The 18,646-nt window shown below is 54.5% G+C and carries 14 protein-coding genes; 1 reads left to right on the top strand and 13 read right to left on the bottom strand.

Annotated features, from left to right (window positions below):
• Positions 1 to 22 precede the first annotated feature (22 nt).
• Positions 23 to 823 (bottom strand): hypothetical protein, encoded by an 801-nt coding sequence (locus BN8_RS12950; RefSeq protein WP_009282333.1) that lies wholly within the window; start codon positions 821 to 823, stop codon positions 23 to 25.
• 418 nt (positions 824 to 1,241) lie between these two features.
• On the opposite strand from BN8_RS12950, the gene BN8_RS12945 reads away from it, so the two are divergent.
• Entirely contained in the window at positions 1,242 to 3,539 is a 2,298-nt protein-coding gene (locus BN8_RS12945) for an OmpA family protein (protein ID WP_009282332.1), read from the top strand.
• A gap of 270 nt (positions 3,540 to 3,809) precedes the next feature.
• Here the strand turns inward: BN8_RS12945 and BN8_RS12940 are convergent, their stop codons facing one another.
• From BN8_RS12940 to BN8_RS12890, 12 genes are all read right to left on the bottom strand, one after another.
• Entirely contained in the window at positions 3,810 to 6,185 is a 2,376-nt protein-coding gene (locus BN8_RS12940) for a T9SS type B sorting domain-containing protein (protein WP_009282331.1), read from the bottom strand.
• Positions 6,186 to 6,428: 243 nt separating this feature from the next.
• Positions 6,429 to 7,154 (bottom strand): pirin family protein, encoded by a 726-nt coding sequence (locus BN8_RS12935; RefSeq protein ID WP_009282330.1) that lies wholly within the window; start codon positions 7,152 to 7,154, stop codon positions 6,429 to 6,431.
• 464 nt (positions 7,155 to 7,618) lie between these two features.
• The gene (locus tag BN8_RS12930) at positions 7,619 to 8,179 is read right to left on the bottom strand and encodes a hypothetical protein (RefSeq protein WP_009282329.1); all 561 of its coding nucleotides are present in this window, start codon (positions 8,177 to 8,179) and stop codon (positions 7,619 to 7,621) included.
• A 61-nt stretch (positions 8,180 to 8,240) separates the two neighbouring features.
• Entirely contained in the window at positions 8,241 to 9,998 is a 1,758-nt protein-coding gene (locus BN8_RS12925) for a T9SS type A sorting domain-containing protein (RefSeq protein WP_009282328.1), read from the bottom strand.
• 23 nt (positions 9,999 to 10,021) lie between these two features.
• Complete coding sequence (locus BN8_RS12920) at positions 10,022 to 11,323, bottom strand: hypothetical protein (RefSeq protein ID WP_009282327.1); 1,302 nt, start codon at positions 11,321 to 11,323, stop codon at positions 10,022 to 10,024.
• A 121-nt stretch (positions 11,324 to 11,444) separates the two neighbouring features.
• Complete coding sequence (locus BN8_RS12915; protein WP_009282326.1) at positions 11,445 to 12,152, bottom strand: hypothetical protein; 708 nt, start codon at positions 12,150 to 12,152, stop codon at positions 11,445 to 11,447.
• Between the two features lie 203 nt (positions 12,153 to 12,355).
• On the bottom strand, positions 12,356 to 13,075 hold the full coding sequence (locus BN8_RS12910; RefSeq protein WP_009282325.1) for a hypothetical protein: 720 nt from the start codon (positions 13,073 to 13,075) through the stop codon (positions 12,356 to 12,358).
• 180 nt (positions 13,076 to 13,255) lie between these two features.
• On the bottom strand, positions 13,256 to 16,471 hold the full coding sequence (locus BN8_RS12905; protein ID WP_040005784.1) for an ATP-binding protein: 3,216 nt from the start codon (positions 16,469 to 16,471) through the stop codon (positions 13,256 to 13,258).
• Between the two features lie 133 nt (positions 16,472 to 16,604).
• Positions 16,605 to 16,781, bottom strand: coding sequence for a hypothetical protein (locus BN8_RS33275; RefSeq protein WP_192579047.1), 177 nt, complete (start codon positions 16,779 to 16,781; stop codon positions 16,605 to 16,607).
• Between the two features lie 107 nt (positions 16,782 to 16,888).
• Positions 16,889 to 17,638 carry a dioxygenase family protein gene (locus tag BN8_RS12900; protein ID WP_009282323.1) on the bottom strand — a complete coding sequence of 250 codons (750 nt, stop codon included), beginning with the start codon at positions 17,636 to 17,638 and terminating at the stop codon, positions 16,889 to 16,891.
• 159 nt (positions 17,639 to 17,797) lie between these two features.
• Positions 17,798 to 18,217, bottom strand: a complete 420-nt coding sequence (locus tag BN8_RS12895; RefSeq protein ID WP_009282322.1) for a hypothetical protein — start codon at positions 18,215 to 18,217, stop codon at positions 17,798 to 17,800.
• Positions 18,218 to 18,228: 11 nt separating this feature from the next.
• Positions 18,229 to 18,495 carry a hypothetical protein gene (locus BN8_RS12890; RefSeq protein WP_040005783.1) on the bottom strand — a complete coding sequence of 89 codons (267 nt, stop codon included), beginning with the start codon at positions 18,493 to 18,495 and terminating at the stop codon, positions 18,229 to 18,231.
• Between the last annotated feature and the right edge of the window lie 151 nt (positions 18,496 to 18,646).

The raw sequence follows: 18,646 nt of genomic DNA, 5'->3' as shown, positions 1-18,646 counted from the left end.
TGTCAAATAGTACCTGTTGTGGTTACTCCAGCTTCAGGGCAATGGGTTTTTCGAGTAGCGAGGTAATAAAACTGTTGACGGTTTGCTGGCCACCTCCCAAATTATTGTAGACTCCAACCACCCGGGGCCGAATCCGGGTTTTCTCAGCGTACATAACCGCCCGGATGGCACCTAATGACTGAATTGCGTTCTGAACCGACGTCTGATTGATTTCACTTGGGAGAGGAATTGAGCCGGAGATGCCTTCCCCGCTGATTCCCAGCGTTTGAATGACCAGCGTACCAGAAATCTGTTTGGCCTGAGCCGACACGCCCAACGCCAGCAGATTGCCCAGATCAACCGAGCCCTCATTGACCGTAATATTGGCCGTTAACCGCAGACCAACGCCAATGTACACCGGAACGCGCTGGTCTGGATCGGGCTTGCTGGTAACATAAGCCGATTTCTGATTCGGATTGCTTTCATTCGGCGTAGTTTTTACTTCAACCCCGAAGGACTTCGTATCAAACTTTATGTAATCGAGCACAACGACATAACTACCGCCTTTGACGCCAATCTTGGCCGGGCCGAACGTCAGGCCGCCCTCGCTATCAAACTGACCGATGGCGAGTCGGACGGTTTCGTCGGGCAGGGCCTCCAGAACCTTCAAGCTCGATACGGCTGTGAAGGCTTGCGGACCCAGCACGTCAACCGGTAAAGGGTCAATGGGCGTGTACCCATAGGTAGGTGATTTTCTTACATCACCCAAGGTTACGGGTAGTTTTGAACTGGCACACCCGGCGAGCAGGCAGCCAAGCAGCAAAGAAAAAAGTAGGTATTTCATGGGATGGAGATGGTTTGATGAAAGTAGTGAGCTAGACCAGATAAGCGTAGGTGCGTAAATCGGTTTGACGTATCGAAACGTCCTGATTCAGCACTAGTTACAATGCCAATGAGTGACAGTTGACCCGTAGTAGAACCTGTTTTAAGAAAAAGATCGTGTGGTTGCCGGATTTGTCGTTAAGTCGGCCTCTGATGGTAACAAATCCTACTGGGAAGCTATATTTACTTCGTCGCTGTGTCCCTGAGATTTATTGACAAATGCTGTATGGATTACTCGTCATACGTCGGAAAATTGTATTTTTAACATAAAGTTGGTGCTAAAGGGGCTATTTTATATGAAATATTATATTTCCAGAATTCTGGCACTCTATTTGATACATTCTGGGTAAACCCATAGTTTACCACTAATTTTTTCACCCATGAACCGAATTGTACGGGTCTTGCTGTTTGCGGGACTGGCCTTGTGGAGCCTGACTGCTCAGGCGCAGAGTACGCGGTTGCGAGCGGCCAATAAGCAATTTGACAACTTCAGCTATGTCACCGCGGTGCGTATGTACGAAGAGTTCCTGCGGACGGATAAAAAGAAAGATCCGGTCGAAACCCGCGAGGCTCTGACCAAACTCGGGTATAGCTACCGGAAGCTGCAGGATACCCGCAATGCCGAACGCGTGTACGGCGAACTGGTTAAAAACTACAACGACCTCGAAAGTGAGATGTACCTCTATTACGCGCAGGCGCTGGCCGCCAACGGCAAGTATCGCGACTCGCAGAAGATGTACAGCCGCTACGGCGAACAGCAGAGTGAAGACCTGCGCGGGCGTAAGTTCACCGTGTCGTACATGGACGTCAACCGGTTCTACCGCGATTCGTCGTCGTACCGGGTGCATAACATCCCCATCAACTCGCGGCAGGCCGACTTCAGCCCCATGTTCTATAAAGGTGGCCTGGTGTTCGTGTCGTCGCGCGATGAATCCGGCGTAATCCGGCGTGTATTCAGCTGGAACCAGACGCCCTTTCTTGACCTGTATTTTCACCCCGATACGAACCAGCTAAAGGTTCCCAACATTGAACGTCGGCCGAGCATGGCTATGCTGGGGGGCGGCAACACCGAAGCCAAGCCCATCCAGGCGATGGAAGAAACAACGGCTGCCGAAGAACAGCAACCCCTGACGAAAGCGCAGAAATTCAGCCGGACGCTGAATACCAAATACCACGAGGGCCCCGTTACGTTCACCAAGGATCAGAGCTTTATCGTATTCACCCGTAACAACGGTGCCAAAGGGAAATCCGGCAAAAGCCAGGATGGGGTGCGGAAACTGAAACTGTACTCGGCTGTTAACAAAAACGGCAAGTGGACTGATGTGCAGGACCTGCCGTTCAACAGTGCCGAGTATTCGGTTGGTCACCCGGCTTTCACGCCCGATAACACCCGTATGTATTTCGTATCGGATATGCCCGGTGGCTACGGCGGCACGGATGTCTACGTCGTTGAATTCAACAACGGCCAGTGGGGAACGCCCGTTAACATGGGCAAGGAGATCAATACGGAGGGCAACGAGATGTTCCCGTACGTCGACGAGAACGGCAACCTGTATTTCGCGTCGGATGGGCACGAAGGACTGGGGGGGCTGGACATTTTCTACGCTGAACTGAAAGACGGCGTAGCCTATAAAGGCGTTGAGAACGTAGGCGCGCCGATCAATTCCGAGAAAGACGACTTTGGCCTGATCACCGACGCCAGCCGCACGACGGGCTACTTCAGCAGTAACCGGAAAAAGGGGATTACAGACGACGATATCTACAGCTTCAAGCGGACCTGCAAGCAACTGAACATTCTGGTCTATGACGCCAAAACGAACATGCCGCTCGAAAATGCCGACGTGCGTATCCTGCGCAACGGCGCCAGCCAGGACCTGCGGCTGACCAATGTTGAAGGCCGTGCCGAACTCTGCGTGGAATCAAATGCCGAATACGAATTCAAAGCCGTAAAAGAAGGATTTGCCATGAACAGCGTACGGTTCTCAACCCTGACGCAGTCGAGCAAGCCGGTGATGAACGTATCAATCTACCTGGAACGTTCGGAGAATACCATCGTAAAGGGCGTGGTGAAGACGGAGGTGAACCAGAAACCGGCTTCCGGGGTGAAAGTAACCCTGCGTAATGAGAAAGATAAATCGGAGCAGACGGTCGTTACCGGACCGGATGGTGGCTATGAGTTTGCGATGAAACCGAATGCACCGTACACGCTGACGGCTCAGAAGGATCAGTACGCTACCAAAAAGACCAAGTACGGCAAGCAGCCCAAGAAGGCCACCAACAAAGTGGTTACTGATTCGCTCGGTATCTATGGGGTGGGCGACGTGTTCCAGCTCAAAAACATCTACTACGATCTGAACAAGTTCTTTATCCGCCCCGATGCGGCCCGTGAACTGGATCGTGTGGTAAGCTTACTGAAGGAATACCCGCAGATGAAAATTGAAATCCGGTCGCATACCGACGCCCGGGCCAGCGACGGCTACAACATCCGGCTGTCGGAGAACCGCGCCCGTGCAGCGCTTGATTACATCGTGAGCCGGGGCATTACGCCGAACCGGCTGGTAGCCCGGGGATATGGCGAAAGCGAAATTGTGAATGGTTGCGTGGATGGTGTGAACTGTACCGAAAACGAACACCAGCAGAACCGCCGAACCGAGTTTAAGATTCTGGAAGTGCAATAAGGTACGTAAATCAGACAGTTGAAGGAGCAGCGCGGGTCGAAAGGCCCGCGCTTTTTTTATCCCTCTTCCTGAAGACGTACCTCTGGATTGCTTTTGTGTGTCATTACCCCCAACCCCTGAAGGGGCTTAGCTCCGCAATTTCAGGCTTTTGACCCAGCAGCGCTAAGCCCCTTCAGGGGTTGGGGGTAACGATATACAACCAGGCGTAGTCTCAACGAGCTTCTTACCCAAACAGAGCTACGTCGCCTTCAGGGTTAGAGCTTGCATCAATTACCGTAACAGCATCAGACTCCCCCGCTGCACGGGTCGCTCGGGCACGGTTCGGAGCGTATAGGTGTACATCCCGGCCGGGAGTGGTGAACCGTTCAGGGTGCCGTCGAAGGGCAGGGGATAGCCTTTGTCGGACAGAAAGATAACCTCGCCCCAGCGGTTGAAAATGGTGATCACAGCATCCGGAAAGGCTTCTATGCCGGGTAATTGCCAGACGTCGTTCAGGCCGTCGCCGTTGGGCGAAAACGCATCGGGAATACCAAGCTGCGAATAGACCGTAATGTGGATGGTGTCCCGGGCCGCGCAGCCGACGTTGTTCTGCACATCAAGAACGTAGGTAATGTCGGCCCCGATACGCTGCACGGCGGGTGTAGCCGACCGGTCATTATCGAGATACGTGCCGGCCGTCCACTGAAACTGGGTAGGATTGCCCGTTACGGCCGGTGCGAGGGTGAACGTATTGCCTTTATACGTCGACATGGAGTCGGCCATGTCGATGGTAGGAATGGGCGCTACCACGGCCATTCGGGTAGCAACGGTACCCTTGCATTCTGGTGCCGCTTTGACGGTGTAGGTGAGTGTATGGTTGCCAACACCGGCCCGCTTCGGGCTAAACTCGCTGCCGTCAACCCCCGTTCCGGTAAACACCCCACCCGCCGGGCTTCCCTTCAGCAGATAAGCTGGGGCATCGGGGCCGCATACCCCCGGCAGCGAATCGAACAGTACCGTAACGGGCGGAACCGGTGTTACCGTAAATGGCGACGAGGTGCCCTGGCAACCATACCCATCGGTAGCAACCAGGACGTAAGTACCCGTTTGGTTGATGTCAAGGTCGGCGGATGTTACATCAGGTACGGGTTGGCCATCGTGCTGCCAGGCATAGCGCGTACCACCGCTACCGGTCAGCCGGAGGGTTTCCTGCGGACAAAGCCGGGCCTGTCCCGTTGCCGACTGAATAGCCGCGACCACAGCCTCTGACCGAACCAGCGAAACCGTATCGGTCCGCGTCACACAGCCCACGGTCGTGTGAGTCAGGACAGACCAGAAACGGCCGGCTCTGGTCGTGAGCAGTGAGTCGGTGGTCTGTCCTGGCAACGGCCGACCATCCTGATACCACTGGTAGGTAACGCCCGTAGCGCCCGTAGCGGTGATCTTAACCGCTCCCGTGGTAGCGCATAAATGGCCCACAGTGGACAGCTTCGCCTGACTGCCGACGACGATGATCGTCAGACTTTCCGACGTACTGGATTTGCTACAGGCCGCCTTTGGTGAAACAACCACCGTGTATTCACCTGGCTCACGTACGGTTAACGAAGGGCTGGTGGCGTTGAGTAGATTCACGCCGTCGCGACGCCACTGGTAATTCCAGCTCGTATCAATTTTGGCCAGAAGCGTGGCAGTGTTGCCCTGGCAAATGGTCGTATCACGGCGCCCCGGCCGGTCCTTGATCTGGACGGTAGGGTCCGGGGTAGTCGTGGGCGGGCAGTCGATTACCAGAAACTGGAAGTCGCGCCGTACTTCGCCAATCTTAACCCCATTGCGGTATTCTTCCACCTTAACGGCAAACACGAACAGGCCCAACTGGGTGGCTGTAATTGACAACTGCCCGGTTTTGGGATCGACACTCAGGGGTGGATTGCCCGGGATCGCTTTGTCTGCACTGAAACCACTCAGCCAGTTAACGTCGGGGTAAGGGGCTGGCAATACAGAATTCTGACCACCACCACGGTTGGGGCCTTTCTGGTCGAGGGGCGTCACCATGGAATAACGTAATTCGTCGCCGTCGGGGTCGGTGCCACCGAAGGGAAACGTAAAGGGTTCACCGGCGCAGATGTATTCGCCGTTGATTGGGCCGAAACGGGGGGATGAGTTGCTGAAATGCTGGCCGTTCTGCAACAGGGCCGGAAACTCCAGGTAGAAGGTAAAGCCGGTACCGGTGGGGTCGGCGATGTTGGCCAGGCCACCGTTCCGGTTGCGGGTCTGGAACGAAATGTAATAGCCCTGCGGATCGCTGTACATAGCCGGATCGAGCTGAAGTTCGTCCTGGAACGTAACGACGATGAAGTTCAGGTTGCGTTGACTGGAGCAGAATGTGTTGCTGTAAACCACGGACTGGCGCTGACCGGTTTCGCGGACCACAAACGTAGTCATCAGCGCATCATCGCGTTTGCGAAAGATACCGAGCGAACCGCCGGCTTCGCGGTCGGCCCGGGTGCCAGCTTCCAGGTAGTTGGTAACGATGATAAAGAAATGCCCCGGTTTGTCGCCAACCGCCCGCATCTCAATCTGGCCGCCAACCTGATGCGTAGCCAGGACCACGGTGGGGACACCCAGAGCAAAAACTACCGCAATGACAAACTTGTAGAAATTGGGCATAGAGCAACACCGAATCTTTTCTCATCAACAATTACTACGATCATACGGAACGGGTGGGGAAGGTAAAACCCGTTGAGGCACATTAAGTTAATGCTAATTCTAAACTAGTCGTCGCTACGTTGTCTACTTATTTGATCAGCCAATTGGCTACCCTACGGGACTTTGCTATCCTATGGACAGCTATGGTTCGAAATAGGTTGGCTGATACGCTTTCTTTTCTGCGAATTTTTACCTGTGCCCTGGCTACTGCCTCAGGCTGCCCTGGTGGTTTAGCGGCACGTCCAGCAGGCACAGCAGCGCATCGTTGGACAAAGCCTCGAAGTCAATTGCAGTACCGGGATCGCACCACAAGGCAAGGCCGTCTTTCGCGTGCATGAGTCGATTGGCGACTTCAAAAGCGCCTTGTAGAATAAACACGAACACCCCGCGATCCGGCTCGTCAACAGAATACAAACCTTCCGCACGGCCCTCGTAGCGGCCAAGGAACAAGCGGCCATTGGCTGGTGGATGGGTCTGGTCAAACAAGGGCAATAGGGTATTCCGGGTCGCCAGATCAAACGTGATTTCTTTGATTGCCGGGGCCTGCTGAGCGGCCGGATTGGTAAGCCAGAATTGCAGGAAGTTGACCGTTTCTGTTTCGTAAGGATTATGGACGGTATACGACCCGCCGGTGGGCAGCGACAACGTAACGAGTTGTCCGGGCCATATACCATCGCCGGGCGGATTGGTAAGGTCAATCGCCCCGTGTACCGGCAGTAATAGTACGTCGGTCGGCTGATTGACCTGGTACGTCAGGCTGGCTTCGGCCCGCAGCGTATCGTCGTTAAGCAGCCGCAGCGGCCCGAACGGCTCACGGCCCTCCGCTACGTACGTACCGTGGTTGAACGAATGGTAACTCTGAGAAACGTCCGTTCGGGAACTGCCTCGCTGAGCGGCCAGAAAGATCTGCGCCTGGGTTGTCGTCGGCATAGTGGTTAAGCTTGGTAAAACCAGCTATAAAAATAAGCCGTCAGGAATAGCCAGTTGCATTTATGCCAGCTTAATACATTGATAGCGAAGATTTTTTCGTCGTTTACCCGAATGCGGTACTAACCGGCGGCTATGTCTCCCCGGTCGGTACCGCATCCAGTGTACGGTGCGCCAGCCTGGCTTTGCATGGGTAGCCGTCAAGCTGGCGCGTTGTGTTCCTGCAAAGCAATAACGTTAAACGACACAAGTTTTTACAAGATATGCTTTATCTGTCATTGAACGTAGCCGCACCTGCTTACATACGTCGGGTGATACATCACACCTGTTGGACACGTACTCGACTGTCGGCTGTATGGTGCGGGGCTGAACGACCCCTGCGGATCAACGTAAGCAGACACAGGAAATAAGAACCGGATAAGAGCCCTGCGAAAACATTCATAGCAGAACCCAATGCACACGATGGATCAAAGTTCCTCTGCTGCGAGCGTTTCCGCCAGCCTTAGCGTTATCGGCAGGAGCACGTTTGTCTTCATTTCAACATCACCGCCAGTGCGCATTTCTTTAGTGCTCTGATGCGATAGCTCATCGGCGTATTTGACCTTGCCGGTGGCAACCTCTACGAGCCGGGGTTTGAGCGTAGCCGACCCACTCGGGTTGTATTCATCGACCGTTCCCGTCAACACGTACTTGACCTTGAGTTGCTTGCCGACGCGCACCGCAGCAGCCGTTGAAGCCCCATTCACGGCTTCCAGATCAGCCTGCGATGCCTCCCGGGTATGCCGTACATCGTAAATATCAAACTGGTTGGTTTTCATCAGCCGGAACGCGATGCTGGCCTGAAGCTGCCGCTTAGCCTCTGCCGACATTCCCGATGCCTTCGGGCCGGGCGTGAATTCGACTACGGCCATCCGCGTTCTGTCGTTGTTTCCTACCAATTTTTTCGACGGGGCCTGAGCGAGAGCTACGCCTGCTAATGCAAAGCTCAGATTAACTGCTACCCATACGTGCTTTATCGTTGTTTTCATTTTTGTACTTAGTTAGTATTTGATGTGAAAGTGTTTATTTGTCTTGGTGCAACCCGCCTATTTACTGCTTCAGCACTTTGGTGGTAAATGTCTGGCGTCCGTCGCTCACTTTGACGACGTACAGCCCGGAAGGAACTGGTTTGCCGTTTTGGTCAGTGCCGTTCCACTGCACCCCGTTCTGGCCAGATTTTACATTATTCAGGGTGAACGTAGCGACGGATACGCCCGCCGTGTTGAGTATGTCCACCGACACGGGGCTTCCCTCTGCGAACGCGCATTTTATCTCAGTCTGGTCCCGGAACGGGTTGGGATATGCCCGTACCCGGTGGTCTTCCGCCGATTCTCGGTCGAATGACGGCGCTCCCTCCAGCCAGTGTGGAGGGATGGTTGGCCCGGCCGCCTGCCGCGCGCCCACCGGGCTGGCTCCGATACTGACGGTGCCGACCGCTGCCCGCAGGGTCATGGGTCGGTTGAAGGTGGCAGAACCGGGGTACGTACCGCGAACGAAGTACACCTGCGCACCGCTGGGGGCACTGCTGGCCGCCTGGTTCGCCGTAAGGTAAGGCTTGTGGATTTCGCCGGTGGCCCCGCTGGGTGGCCCATCGAAATCGACATACACGGAGTTGGAGAAGAAATAGTCGTTCAACTCGTTCCGCAAGCCGTTGTCCCGGAAACCCCGGCCATGCCCCAGGTTGTACTCATTACTACCGTTATGTACGCCAATGGCTACGTTCGTGCCCGCAAAGGTTATGGGCGCACCCATATCGCTACCGCCCCAAGTGGGTAGACTGTACAACACGAACCGGTCGCGGTCGCCGTTGTTATAAGCCGTGAGGTAGTCGTACTGGGGCAGCAGGTGTGTTTGCGACAGGCGCAAGGTTCGGTACGTAGTGCTGCCTTCCAGTTGGTCGCCGGAGGTGTGTCCGTAATGGAAAATGTCCACCAGCATGTTTCCTTCACCTTGTTCATAGATGGTGGAATTGCGCGGGTTGGTGGCAATTCGGAAGTACTCTTGTTGGCGTTCACCGGGCCGCAAGCCGGTACCGTTGGGTTGAGGATCAAACATCATCCAACCGTCATATATTAAAACATGATTCGGTACATTCTGAAAATACAAAGGTCCATGATGAGGCACCGTTCTAATTAGCAGGGGGTACTGGTCCTGGGGCGACGGGTGCATAACCGTAGTACCAACTGAGGGCGGTACATTGAATTCGATGAGGTCGAAAGAATCTTCATGGGATAAATACAAGCCGTGCATAAGCCAGGACGTAACGATGGCTCCGTTCGGCGCAATCCAGCCCGTGCCGTATGAATCACTACCGTTGGTAAATCGGCCTACCGCTTTGGCGTATGGGGATGTTACAGACGTTGCTGCCATCTGCCGCGCCACCGCAGCCAAGGGCGCGGTCTGACGGGCGTTTCTGCTCCGGTCGGTTGACTCACCGCTTATCTTTACACCATTGATATTGATCGTGTTGCGGTCGCCGGGTGCGGCAAACAGCGATACGTTCACCGATTGGCCGTTGAAGTAAGCCGAACTGTACCGCCAGTTTTCGAGGTCCGGCTTCCGGAGTTCCTGCCGGGCACCATCGGTGCCTTCCAGCACTAAGTAGCTGTTGTCGCCCAATTGCGTTCCGGCGAAATACAACCGCAGAAACGTTGTAGTGGGTTGCGTCACCTGCGTCAAAAACCGGAGTTGGTCTCGGCCCGACGTATCACTTTGATAGTGGAACGAATGCGGCACCAGTTTCTGAGCCACCACCGACACGCTCCACAGGCAGATTAGCCCCATGAGCAGGAGATTGGTTGGTTTCATGTTTCGTGTGTGGTTAACGTACCTTACTGAAGGCTCACCAATACCAGCACTAAACCTGTACCCGCATCCAGTGCCGTCATCGCTTTACCGAGAATGGCCCCCTGCGCCTGCCCGCCGTCTGACGCTTTCATGGCATGGCCTGCCGTGGGCGAGGTCGTGAGCAAGTCGCCCGGCCGGATGGCTCCATACTGGGCATCGACCCGGCAATACACCCGGCCGGTCAACGCTACCGGGTGCTGCCCGCTGGCGAGGGTTCCGGCCTGCCCCATCAGCATTCCCGGCTGTACGTCGCCCGCTCCGCTCACAATACCGGCCACGGTTTTGTCGTAGGCTTGCCGGGCCACCCGCAGTTGCCCTGGTTTGGCGGGGTCGATGCTGACCACCGTACCCGGCAGAATCGTTTTGTCCGGGCCGATGTCAAAATGCTCGGCAAAGTCGGCTCCGCCGGTGATTTTAAGAACTTTAGTCGAGGTGGTTCCGTTGATCTGGAGCGTTTCGGAGGGTGTTGTCAGGCCGATACCTACTTTCCCGGCCGGCGTGATAACCATTGTGGCGTCAGCCGAACTGGCTGTTTTTGAGAAGACTAATTTACCGTCACCGGCAGCCCAGCCGCTATTGGCTACGCCAATGCGCCAGGCGGCTCCGCCATTACCCGGATTGATGAGCTTGAGCTGCATGTCGCTCTCCGACGCGACGCTGAACCGGGCTTCATTGTCGGTCGTACCGACTTTCACCTTACCCCCGCCGTTGGCGAGGTGGACGTTCTGCTCCGAATCGTTGTTGATGTACAGCGGGTCGCTGCTTTCAATCTGATTACCGTCCAAGGCTAGCAAGTGCTGGTTATCGCCCACCTTCGAGTACAGGCGTAATGCTCCGCTCTGTATAGTATTGCTTACCCTGGTGATGTTGGTTCCGTATACGGTAAACACTGTGGGTTCACTAAGGCTCTTGCCCAACAGAGCCATCGACGGGGTCATCTGGAACAGGAGTTCGCCGTTGTGCCGGAAGCGGAGGTGGTCTTCATTGACAATGGACCAGTTGCTGGTTGGGCCACCGCTCGGAATGATCCGTTGCAATTCAAGGCCGGCCGCGTGGTTCGAGAGCAAGGTACCACCGTACGATGAAACGCGGATGTACTGGTCCGCTTCGCCCGTCACGTGCAGGCTGCGGGAAGGAGCAATGGTTCCAATGCCCACCCGCACACCGGGCATCACATAGACGTTGCCACCGGACGCCGACCATTGCTGGGCCAGCAGTTGATTGGAGCTGAACAGCAGGCACACAAGACAGGCCTTTACAAAAAAGTGTGAATAATACTTGTTCATGGCTTTGAAAAATTGTTGGTTAAAAAGTTAGAAGAGGTAGGGTATAGCTTTCCCAACCCAGGGACAATGGCTATACCCCGGTGAACTAGAAAGATGACGTACAGATTGCGGCCGGGCCGACTCAGCTATTCGGTACAGCTAAGTACACCTCGATGATACGGGGCGACATGGAGACGATGCGGATAGCGCCATAGCGATGCTGGTCCCACAGCTTAAAGAAGAAAAGATCACCTTGCTGGTAGACGGGAGGCTCCTGGGGGTTATACGCCCAGTAGCTTTCGAACAGTATGGGTCGCTCTGTTGCTGCCTCCTCAAGGACCTCGACTGGATCAATTAAATGAACCTGGTTGAACCAGACGGCTTCTATCTGATCACCAGCTCCGGCCGTATGAGTCAGTTCGCTCCACAACGTTTTTGACATTTCTATTTTGTCGTTGTGATACAGGCTGAAATTGGTTTTATACGTCGTGGAAGCCGGTTGGCTATTCAGGAAATCAAAACTGTTGAGCGCCCCGTTCGATAGTGTGAACACCGTCGGAATCTCGTTGGGGTCGGTACCCACCGGGTAGTTCGGCCACTCAATCCGCCAGGTAAGCGTTTTGAGATAGGCATGCTTCCTGTTTTCAGGAATGAACGTCTGTTCGGTAATCGTTGGGTAGGGGTGCCCACCCGGACCGTTCGTAAGCCCCCCATTGTCATCCCGCGTGGGGGACATAAATCCCCGGGTTCCTTTGGTTTGCGACTCCTGAATGGTGATTGCCTGTTCTTCACACGCGCAAAGGGCCACGAGAAGCAGAGCGAAGACAGATACTGTTGTTACTTGTTGCATAGTAGTACTTGTTGAAAAAAAGAAGAAAAGAGGTATGTCGATTTCTTACGGGTAATTCAGTGAATAGCCTATGGCGACAAAGCCATTGCCAACACGTAGCGGGAGACGATCAGACCGTATTGGATATGACTTGCCCAACCCTGGGACAGTAGCTATATCCCGGTGAGACAGAAAAATAAACTACGGGCTGCAACCGGGCCGGATCAGTCGTTCGGTACGGCCAGATATACCTCGATGATCCGGGGCATCATGGAGACGATACGGATACCGCCGTAGCGGCTTGGGGTCGTTGGGTCCGTTACATTTGACACCTTGATGAGGAATATATCTCCCTGCTGGTACTCCGGAGAATCTTCTGTAATGCCTGTCCAATAGGTCTCAAACAATCCTGGCCGGTTCTTCACCATGTTCTCAAGTCCCTTGATCGTAGTCGTGAACCTGCTGAACGACACAAATTCCATTTGATCGCCATGTCCAAACGAGTGCGTCAGTTCGTCCCAGAGGTCACTGGACCTTTCTAACTTAGCATTATGGTAGAGGTTGAAATGGGTCTTGTACGTCGTGGAAGCCGGTTGGCCGTTGAGGAAGTCAAAACTGTTAAGCGCCCCGTTCGATAGCGTAAACACCGTTGGAATCGTGTTGGGATCGGTACCGACCGGGTAATTCGGCCATTCAATCCGCCAGGTAAGCGTTTTCTTTTGCGCCCATAGACTGTACTCGGGAATGAACGTCTGTTTGGTAATCGTCGGGTAAGGTTGCCCACCTGGATTCGTAACGACCCCTCCAGGGCCATCCGAAGGCGGATTCGCGATGACCTTATCGGCCGGGGTCGTCTGGTTCTGCCGCTCGATGAAGCTGTTCTCGCACGAGCAAAGTGTCATCAGGAGCAGCGCGAAGACGGTTGCTGCTTTTACTTGTTGCATACTGATTTGTATTAAAAAAGAGGGAAGAAAATTGCCTACTGTTTACAGGTGTTTCGGCGGATACCTTACGGCAACAAAGGTATCGTCGGTACCCGGCGAGGGGCTAACACGTAGTTCCCAGAAAATAGCACTGGTGTAACATTAACTGATTTTGGAATTATATGCCTAACAATCAGGGGTTTACGAATAGGTTTCTGAAGGATTTTTATCTTTTTGTCTCGTAAATTCGGAAGGTAGCACTCCAAACTGCTCTTTAAAACATCTGGAGAAGTAGGAAAGGTGATTGAAACCCGACAGGTAAGCGGCCTCGGCGATCTGGATGCCGGGTTGTTGCAGGAGATTGGCGGCCCGTTGTAGCCGAATGTAGCGGATAAAATCGGAGGCCGACTGGTCGGTAAGTGCTTTCAATTTCCGGTGTAGCTGCATCCGGCTCATGCCCATTTCCCGCTGAAGCAGGTCGACGCTGAACGCTTCGTCGGCTATGTGTTCGTCAATGATGCGCATGACTTTCTCTAGGAATTCCGCTTCCCGGTCGCGGATGGGCGTCGCGGTCGGTTGCAGCAGCACTTCCCGGCTGTACTTTTTGCGAAGCAGATCGCGCTGGGTAAGCATACTATTGATACGGACTATCAGTTCGTCCAGGGCAAACGGCTTGGCCAGGTACTGCTCAGCCCCGCCTTCAAAGCCTTCTTTTCGGGAATCGATGTCGTCTTTGGCCGTCAGCAGGATAACCGGAATATGGCTGGTTAAGTCGTCCTCTTTTAGGTGGCGGGTCATCGAAAACCCGTCCATCACCGGCATCATCACATCGGAGATGATCAGGTCGGGAATCACCCGGCGGGCAACTTCCAGCCCTTCATCGCCCCGCACGGCCTGCACGACCCGGAAGCGGTCGGCGAGTTGCTGGCGGAGGTAATTGTTTAGTTCCGGGTGATCTTCCACCAGCAGGAGTGTAGGCCTGTCTTCTCCACTGCCGTCAGCCTGCTCCTCCGTCAACGAGTCAGGAGTAGCTACGGCTACGCTGAGGGGCTGACTGACAAGAGTGGCAGGCACTACCATGTCCAAGCCGTCGGCCTCCTGCGTTGCATCCGCTTTTATCGGTAGCCAGACCTCAAAGGTGCTGCCCGATCCGTGCTGGCTTTTGACATGAATCGAGCCTTTATGCAACTCGACCAACTCCTTAGCCAGGGCCAGCCCCAGACCACTCCCTTCGAAGGCCCGCGTTTGCGAGGGATCAATCTGATAGAAGCGGTCGAATATGCGATTGTGCAGCGACTCCGGAATACCGATGCCTGTGTCGCTGACGATCATCTGAAGGCCGGCCTCGCTGTCGAACTCAACCCGTACCGTGACCTGACCGCCCGCCGGGGTGAACTTGATGGCATTGGACAACAGGTTATACACAATTTTTTCGAGTTTGTCGTGGTCGAAAGCGACCATCCATTCGGCATCTGGCAAGTCAATCTGATACTGGAGCTGCTTGCTCGCAGCCATTGGCTGGAAGTACTGCGCCGTCTGCCGAAGGAAGCTAATCAGATAACCCCGTTGGGGGTTCATGGTAAGCATACCCATTTCGGCCTTGGCCAGGTCGAGCAGTTGGTTCACCAGCCGAAGCAGCCGGTTGGCGTTGCGCTCCATCATATGGGCTTCTTCAGGGCTGATGGCTTCCCGTTTCTGGAGCGGTGCCAGAATGAGCTGAAGCGGGGTGCGGAACTCATGCGAGATGTTGGCAAAGAACTGCGACTTGACCCGGTCCAGCTTTTTAATGTAATCCGCTTCAATTTGCAGAATTCGGGCCTTTTCAGCCTCTTCGTCGGCCAGCGCCTGGGCAATTTTGCTACTACAGATGGCCGCGATGGTTTGCAGGGCTTCGAGATGATGCTCTCTGAAAAAGCCTTTGTCGGGATGTTCGGAGTCAATAACGCCGATCACCTTGTTCTGGAGCAGCAGCGGTACGGCCAATTCAGCGTGGCGCATCTCGTCGTCCACGATGTAGCGTGAGTCCTGGGTCGTGTCCGTGATGATTTCGGGCTTGCCCGTCCGGGCTACGCTCCCCACAATGCCTTCGCCGAGCGGAATCACCAGTGGGTTAAGGATCGAATAGGCCTCTGGGTTCTTGTTGCCATAGGCCGCTTTCTGCACCAGGGCCGTCTGTTCGTCGTTGAGCAGGTAGATCACGCAATCGACAAAGCCCAGGCGGGCAATGCAGTTTTTAGCCACATCCCACAGGATTTCATCCACCGTATTTTTACCGTAGAGCGACGTAGCGAAATAATTGACCGTTTCGTCTATGTCCTCTCGGAGCTGTAAGTTTTTGGCAAGCTGAAATTGTTCGTTTTCCAGCAAAAGCTTCAGGTTGCGCTGCCGGAGTTTATACCGATTGAACAACAGATAGCCAACCAGTCCGCCCAGCAGCACGAAGGCGATCAGGGCGGCTATCAGTGTACGCTGCTGGCTTAGTGACGCCTGCTGAGCTTCCAGGCGCAGTTTTTGCAGACTTAATTCGCGGTCTTTCTGCTCGGCCTGGTACCGGGCCTGCATATCCGCAATCTGCCGGGACAACTCCGCCGACTGCAAACTATCGGTCAGGTATTGATACTGCTTCTGCACAATTAAGGCTTCCCTGGGTTTTCCCAGTACGCCGTAAATCAAGGGTAAGTTGGCCAGGACCTGCTGCTCAACACTTTTAGATCCGATTTGTCTGGCGATATCCAGCGCCCGTTGTGAATACGCCAGTGCCTGCGCAAAATCGCCCATATCCCTGAAAAGCAGCGCCAAATCCAAATAGGAGCCGCCGATGTTCAGTTGATTGCCGTTCTTCAGGTCGATGGCCAGCGATTGATTGTAGAATTTCAGCGATTTATCGAACTCCCTGCGAATACGGTAAATTCGCGCCAGGTTGTGAAACGTATTGCCAATTGCCTGAGTATCCCGCCGGGCCATCTGGATGTTCAGGGCCTTCAGGCCCGATTGCAGGGACCGGTCGTAGTCTTTTTTATCGAAATAAACGTTCCCCAGGTTGCCGTAGATAGACCCGAGTAGGGCTGTGTCCTGCCGTGCCTCCGCGATTTTTTGGGCTTGCAGATTTGCCTCAATACTGGCGTCATACAGTTTTAGGTAGCGGTTGATGATGCCCACGGCGATGTACATCCGGCAAACGTCCCGCTGCTCGCCCAACTTGTGAAAAATCGAAAGCCCGGCTTTGGCCGCACCTAAGGCACTGACATAGTCGTCCCGTTCGGCGTAGATGCGGGCCAGCCGTTGATAGGCTTTGCCTTCGGATAAAGTCAGGTTATTTTTCCGAGCCAGCGTCAGGGCGGTTTGAGCGGCTTTCAAGGCTTGTTCGGGCTGAGAGGAGGTTAGTTGCTCGGCTCGTTCGAGTTGCCGGCTAACCATTGCTTGAGTAACATCAGACTGAGCCCGCAAACAATTAATACCCGTAAAAAAAAGGCAAAGCAGTTGCAAAAAGCGTGAAGCCATGGTTATCAGCACAGAACATGGTGTTTAACGTCCTCGGCTGATAGAAATATCAGAAGTTTTTGCAACAAGTGCGCGATCGTTTTAGCGATAGGAAAGAAGTTGACAGTGCCTTGCCTACGCGAAGAAACATCTGGTTCGTCTCCTCAGTAACGACCTCATGCCAGGGCGACTGGGCGGCTGCGTCGATGACTTTGGCGTAGCACAGGCAAATGAGACCTTTGGACATGGGGTTTTTGGTTGAGGTTCGTGGTTCGTCGTTTGGTGGGGTTCAGTAGTGCCAGGTTGGCAACTCACCAAAACCACAAACGACGAACCACAAACCCCGAACGCCGATCAGGCGCTGACAACGATTGTGTGCGTCAGGGTGTAGCCGGCTGCGTTGCTGCCCGACACCGTAGCGAGTTCGGTGGTGAAGCCGTCGCTGAACACGTTGTCGCGCTCATTGCGGGTGTCCTGCGCGCCTTTCGTGTAGCCGTACGACTGCCCCGTAGTGTAGACCGCATTGGTGATATCGTAGGGAAAGGCGATCTGGGTGACCAGCAGCGACTTGCCCGACGCGCTGTAGATGTGTACGTGGACGTGCGTGGTCCGGCCCGAGTACCAGCCGGGGAAGATCGTCGTGAAGCCGACAAGACCGTTCGCGTCGGTTGTCTGGCGACCGCGCAGGAAGTCAACGCTTGTGTAGTTAGCGCTTTGCATGCCGGTACCGCCGTATTCAGAATAGTACCCATCCTTGTCGCAGTGCCAGACATCGACAATGGCACCTGCCAGGGCTGCGCAACTGGCGTTGGCGTTCCTGATGGTGATATTCATGGCCATTGGAATGCCCGTGCGGTCGTCGCGGATGTCCTTGCGGACGAAGTTGGCTGGTACTTTGGTGGGAAATGGCCCTTCGGTTTCCGACGGCGTTACGGTACAGTTGCTGGACGAACTGCCGTTGGTAGAACCGGTCGAGGTGGTTGTCCCTGTGCTGCTGGTCGGGTCGATTTCGGTGGTCTCCTTACAGGCCTGTATGGCCGGTAACACAGCGGCAATGCCGAGCAGGCTGCTGAATCCGCGCTTTAAAAATTCCTTACGCTCCATGTGGGGTCGTGTTTTATTGACTACGTTAGCTGATAGTCGGATTGGTTGTCAGTTGATACGTTTGCTTGGGGTTATTTACTGACAATACGTTGTAAATGGGGCGGTTCGTTGCAGGAGTCGGCAGTGTGCAGAGCTACGGCACCAATGTGTCGATGAACATCAGGGCGAGGGATGTGGTGTCGATAACCAGGCCCGGGCGCTTGCCGTATCGAGGAAATATCGACTGGCGATTGCAGGGTTCATGTCGAAGGCCGCCCGCAGGACCAGATCAGAGCCCAGCTTATTGAACTGGTTGAGATCAGTCAGTACAACGGCGATCCTGACGCGGGCGGGTAAGCGGTAGATGGCTTCGGGAAGCCACTGTTGCGTGAACCACTGCAAATCCATTGGGTTGAACTGCCGCAACTGCTGCTGATCGATCAGCCATCGGCTGAGGTGGTGTTTTTCGGCCAGTTGCAGGGATACGAGGGAGGCCTCCCGGTAATTTTCGCTGCTGGGCAGGCCTTGCCAGACCTGCTGCAGCAAATGGGCGTGGTATTCGACGGCAACGACGACGTGGTCGTTCTGGTACATTTTCATACGGAATACGATCAGGCTGCGGGCATATCAATAAGACCCTGCAAACAGGCATTTTCCAGACAAACCTTCTGCAACTCGGCTTCCAGAAACCGGTAGGCATACATGAACTTGTCAGGTTCGCTCTGGATGACGCCCAGATCTTCGAGGGCTACGACGTTCTGCCAGACATGCTGCAGGCGTTCGTAAAAGTTTGTTTCGCTCGATACGTGCAGGGTTGATAGCGTAGGGAGGGTGGTAACCGGGCGGCTTTTGTCGACGGATGTGCGGGTGCTTTTCATAGTCCGATTTGGTTGGCTCGTAACAGACTTCGGTTTAGAAACTAACGTACACATGCCGCATCCGGTGTTGGGTTATAGTTGGTTTTCGGCGCCCAAATCGCGTTTTTTAGATTTTTTAACGGCTTCCCCCGTATCTACTCATTGGTACGCA

The organism is Fibrisoma limi BUZ 3, from assembly GCF_000296815.2.
In the GTDB taxonomy this organism is placed as follows: Bacteria; Bacteroidota; Bacteroidia; order Cytophagales; family Spirosomataceae; genus Fibrisoma; species Fibrisoma limi.
Note: the sequence above shows the minus strand (reverse complement) of the source record. Positions and strands in the feature narration are given on the sequence as shown.

Coding starts and splice junctions, on each gene's coding strand:
- BN8_RS12950 (WP_009282333.1), bottom strand. CDS start 823: ATGAAATACCTACTTTTTTCTTTGCTGCTTGGCTGCCTGCTCGCCGGG.
- BN8_RS12945 (WP_009282332.1), top strand. CDS start 1,242: ATGAACCGAATTGTACGGGTCTTGCTGTTTGCGGGACTGGCCTTGTGG.
- BN8_RS12940 (WP_009282331.1), bottom strand. CDS start 6,185: ATGCCCAATTTCTACAAGTTTGTCATTGCGGTAGTTTTTGCTCTGGGT.
- BN8_RS12935 (WP_009282330.1), bottom strand. CDS start 7,154: ATGCCGACGACAACCCAGGCGCAGATCTTTCTGGCCGCTCAGCGAGGC.
- BN8_RS12930 (WP_009282329.1), bottom strand. CDS start 8,179: ATGAAAACAACGATAAAGCACGTATGGGTAGCAGTTAATCTGAGCTTT.
- BN8_RS12925 (WP_009282328.1), bottom strand. CDS start 9,998: ATGAAACCAACCAATCTCCTGCTCATGGGGCTAATCTGCCTGTGGAGC.
- BN8_RS12920 (WP_009282327.1), bottom strand. CDS start 11,323: ATGAACAAGTATTATTCACACTTTTTTGTAAAGGCCTGTCTTGTGTGC.
- BN8_RS12915 (WP_009282326.1), bottom strand. CDS start 12,152: ATGCAACAAGTAACAACAGTATCTGTCTTCGCTCTGCTTCTCGTGGCC.
- BN8_RS12910 (WP_009282325.1), bottom strand. CDS start 13,075: ATGCAACAAGTAAAAGCAGCAACCGTCTTCGCGCTGCTCCTGATGACA.
- BN8_RS12905 (WP_040005784.1), bottom strand. CDS start 16,471: ATGGTTAGCCGGCAACTCGAACGAGCCGAGCAACTAACCTCCTCTCAG.
- BN8_RS33275 (WP_192579047.1), bottom strand. CDS start 16,781: ATGTCCAAAGGTCTCATTTGCCTGTGCTACGCCAAAGTCATCGACGCA.
- BN8_RS12900 (WP_009282323.1), bottom strand. CDS start 17,638: ATGGAGCGTAAGGAATTTTTAAAGCGCGGATTCAGCAGCCTGCTCGGC.
- BN8_RS12895 (WP_009282322.1), bottom strand. CDS start 18,217: ATGAAAATGTACCAGAACGACCACGTCGTCGTTGCCGTCGAATACCAC.
- BN8_RS12890 (WP_040005783.1), bottom strand. CDS start 18,495: ATGAAAAGCACCCGCACATCCGTCGACAAAAGCCGCCCGGTTACCACC.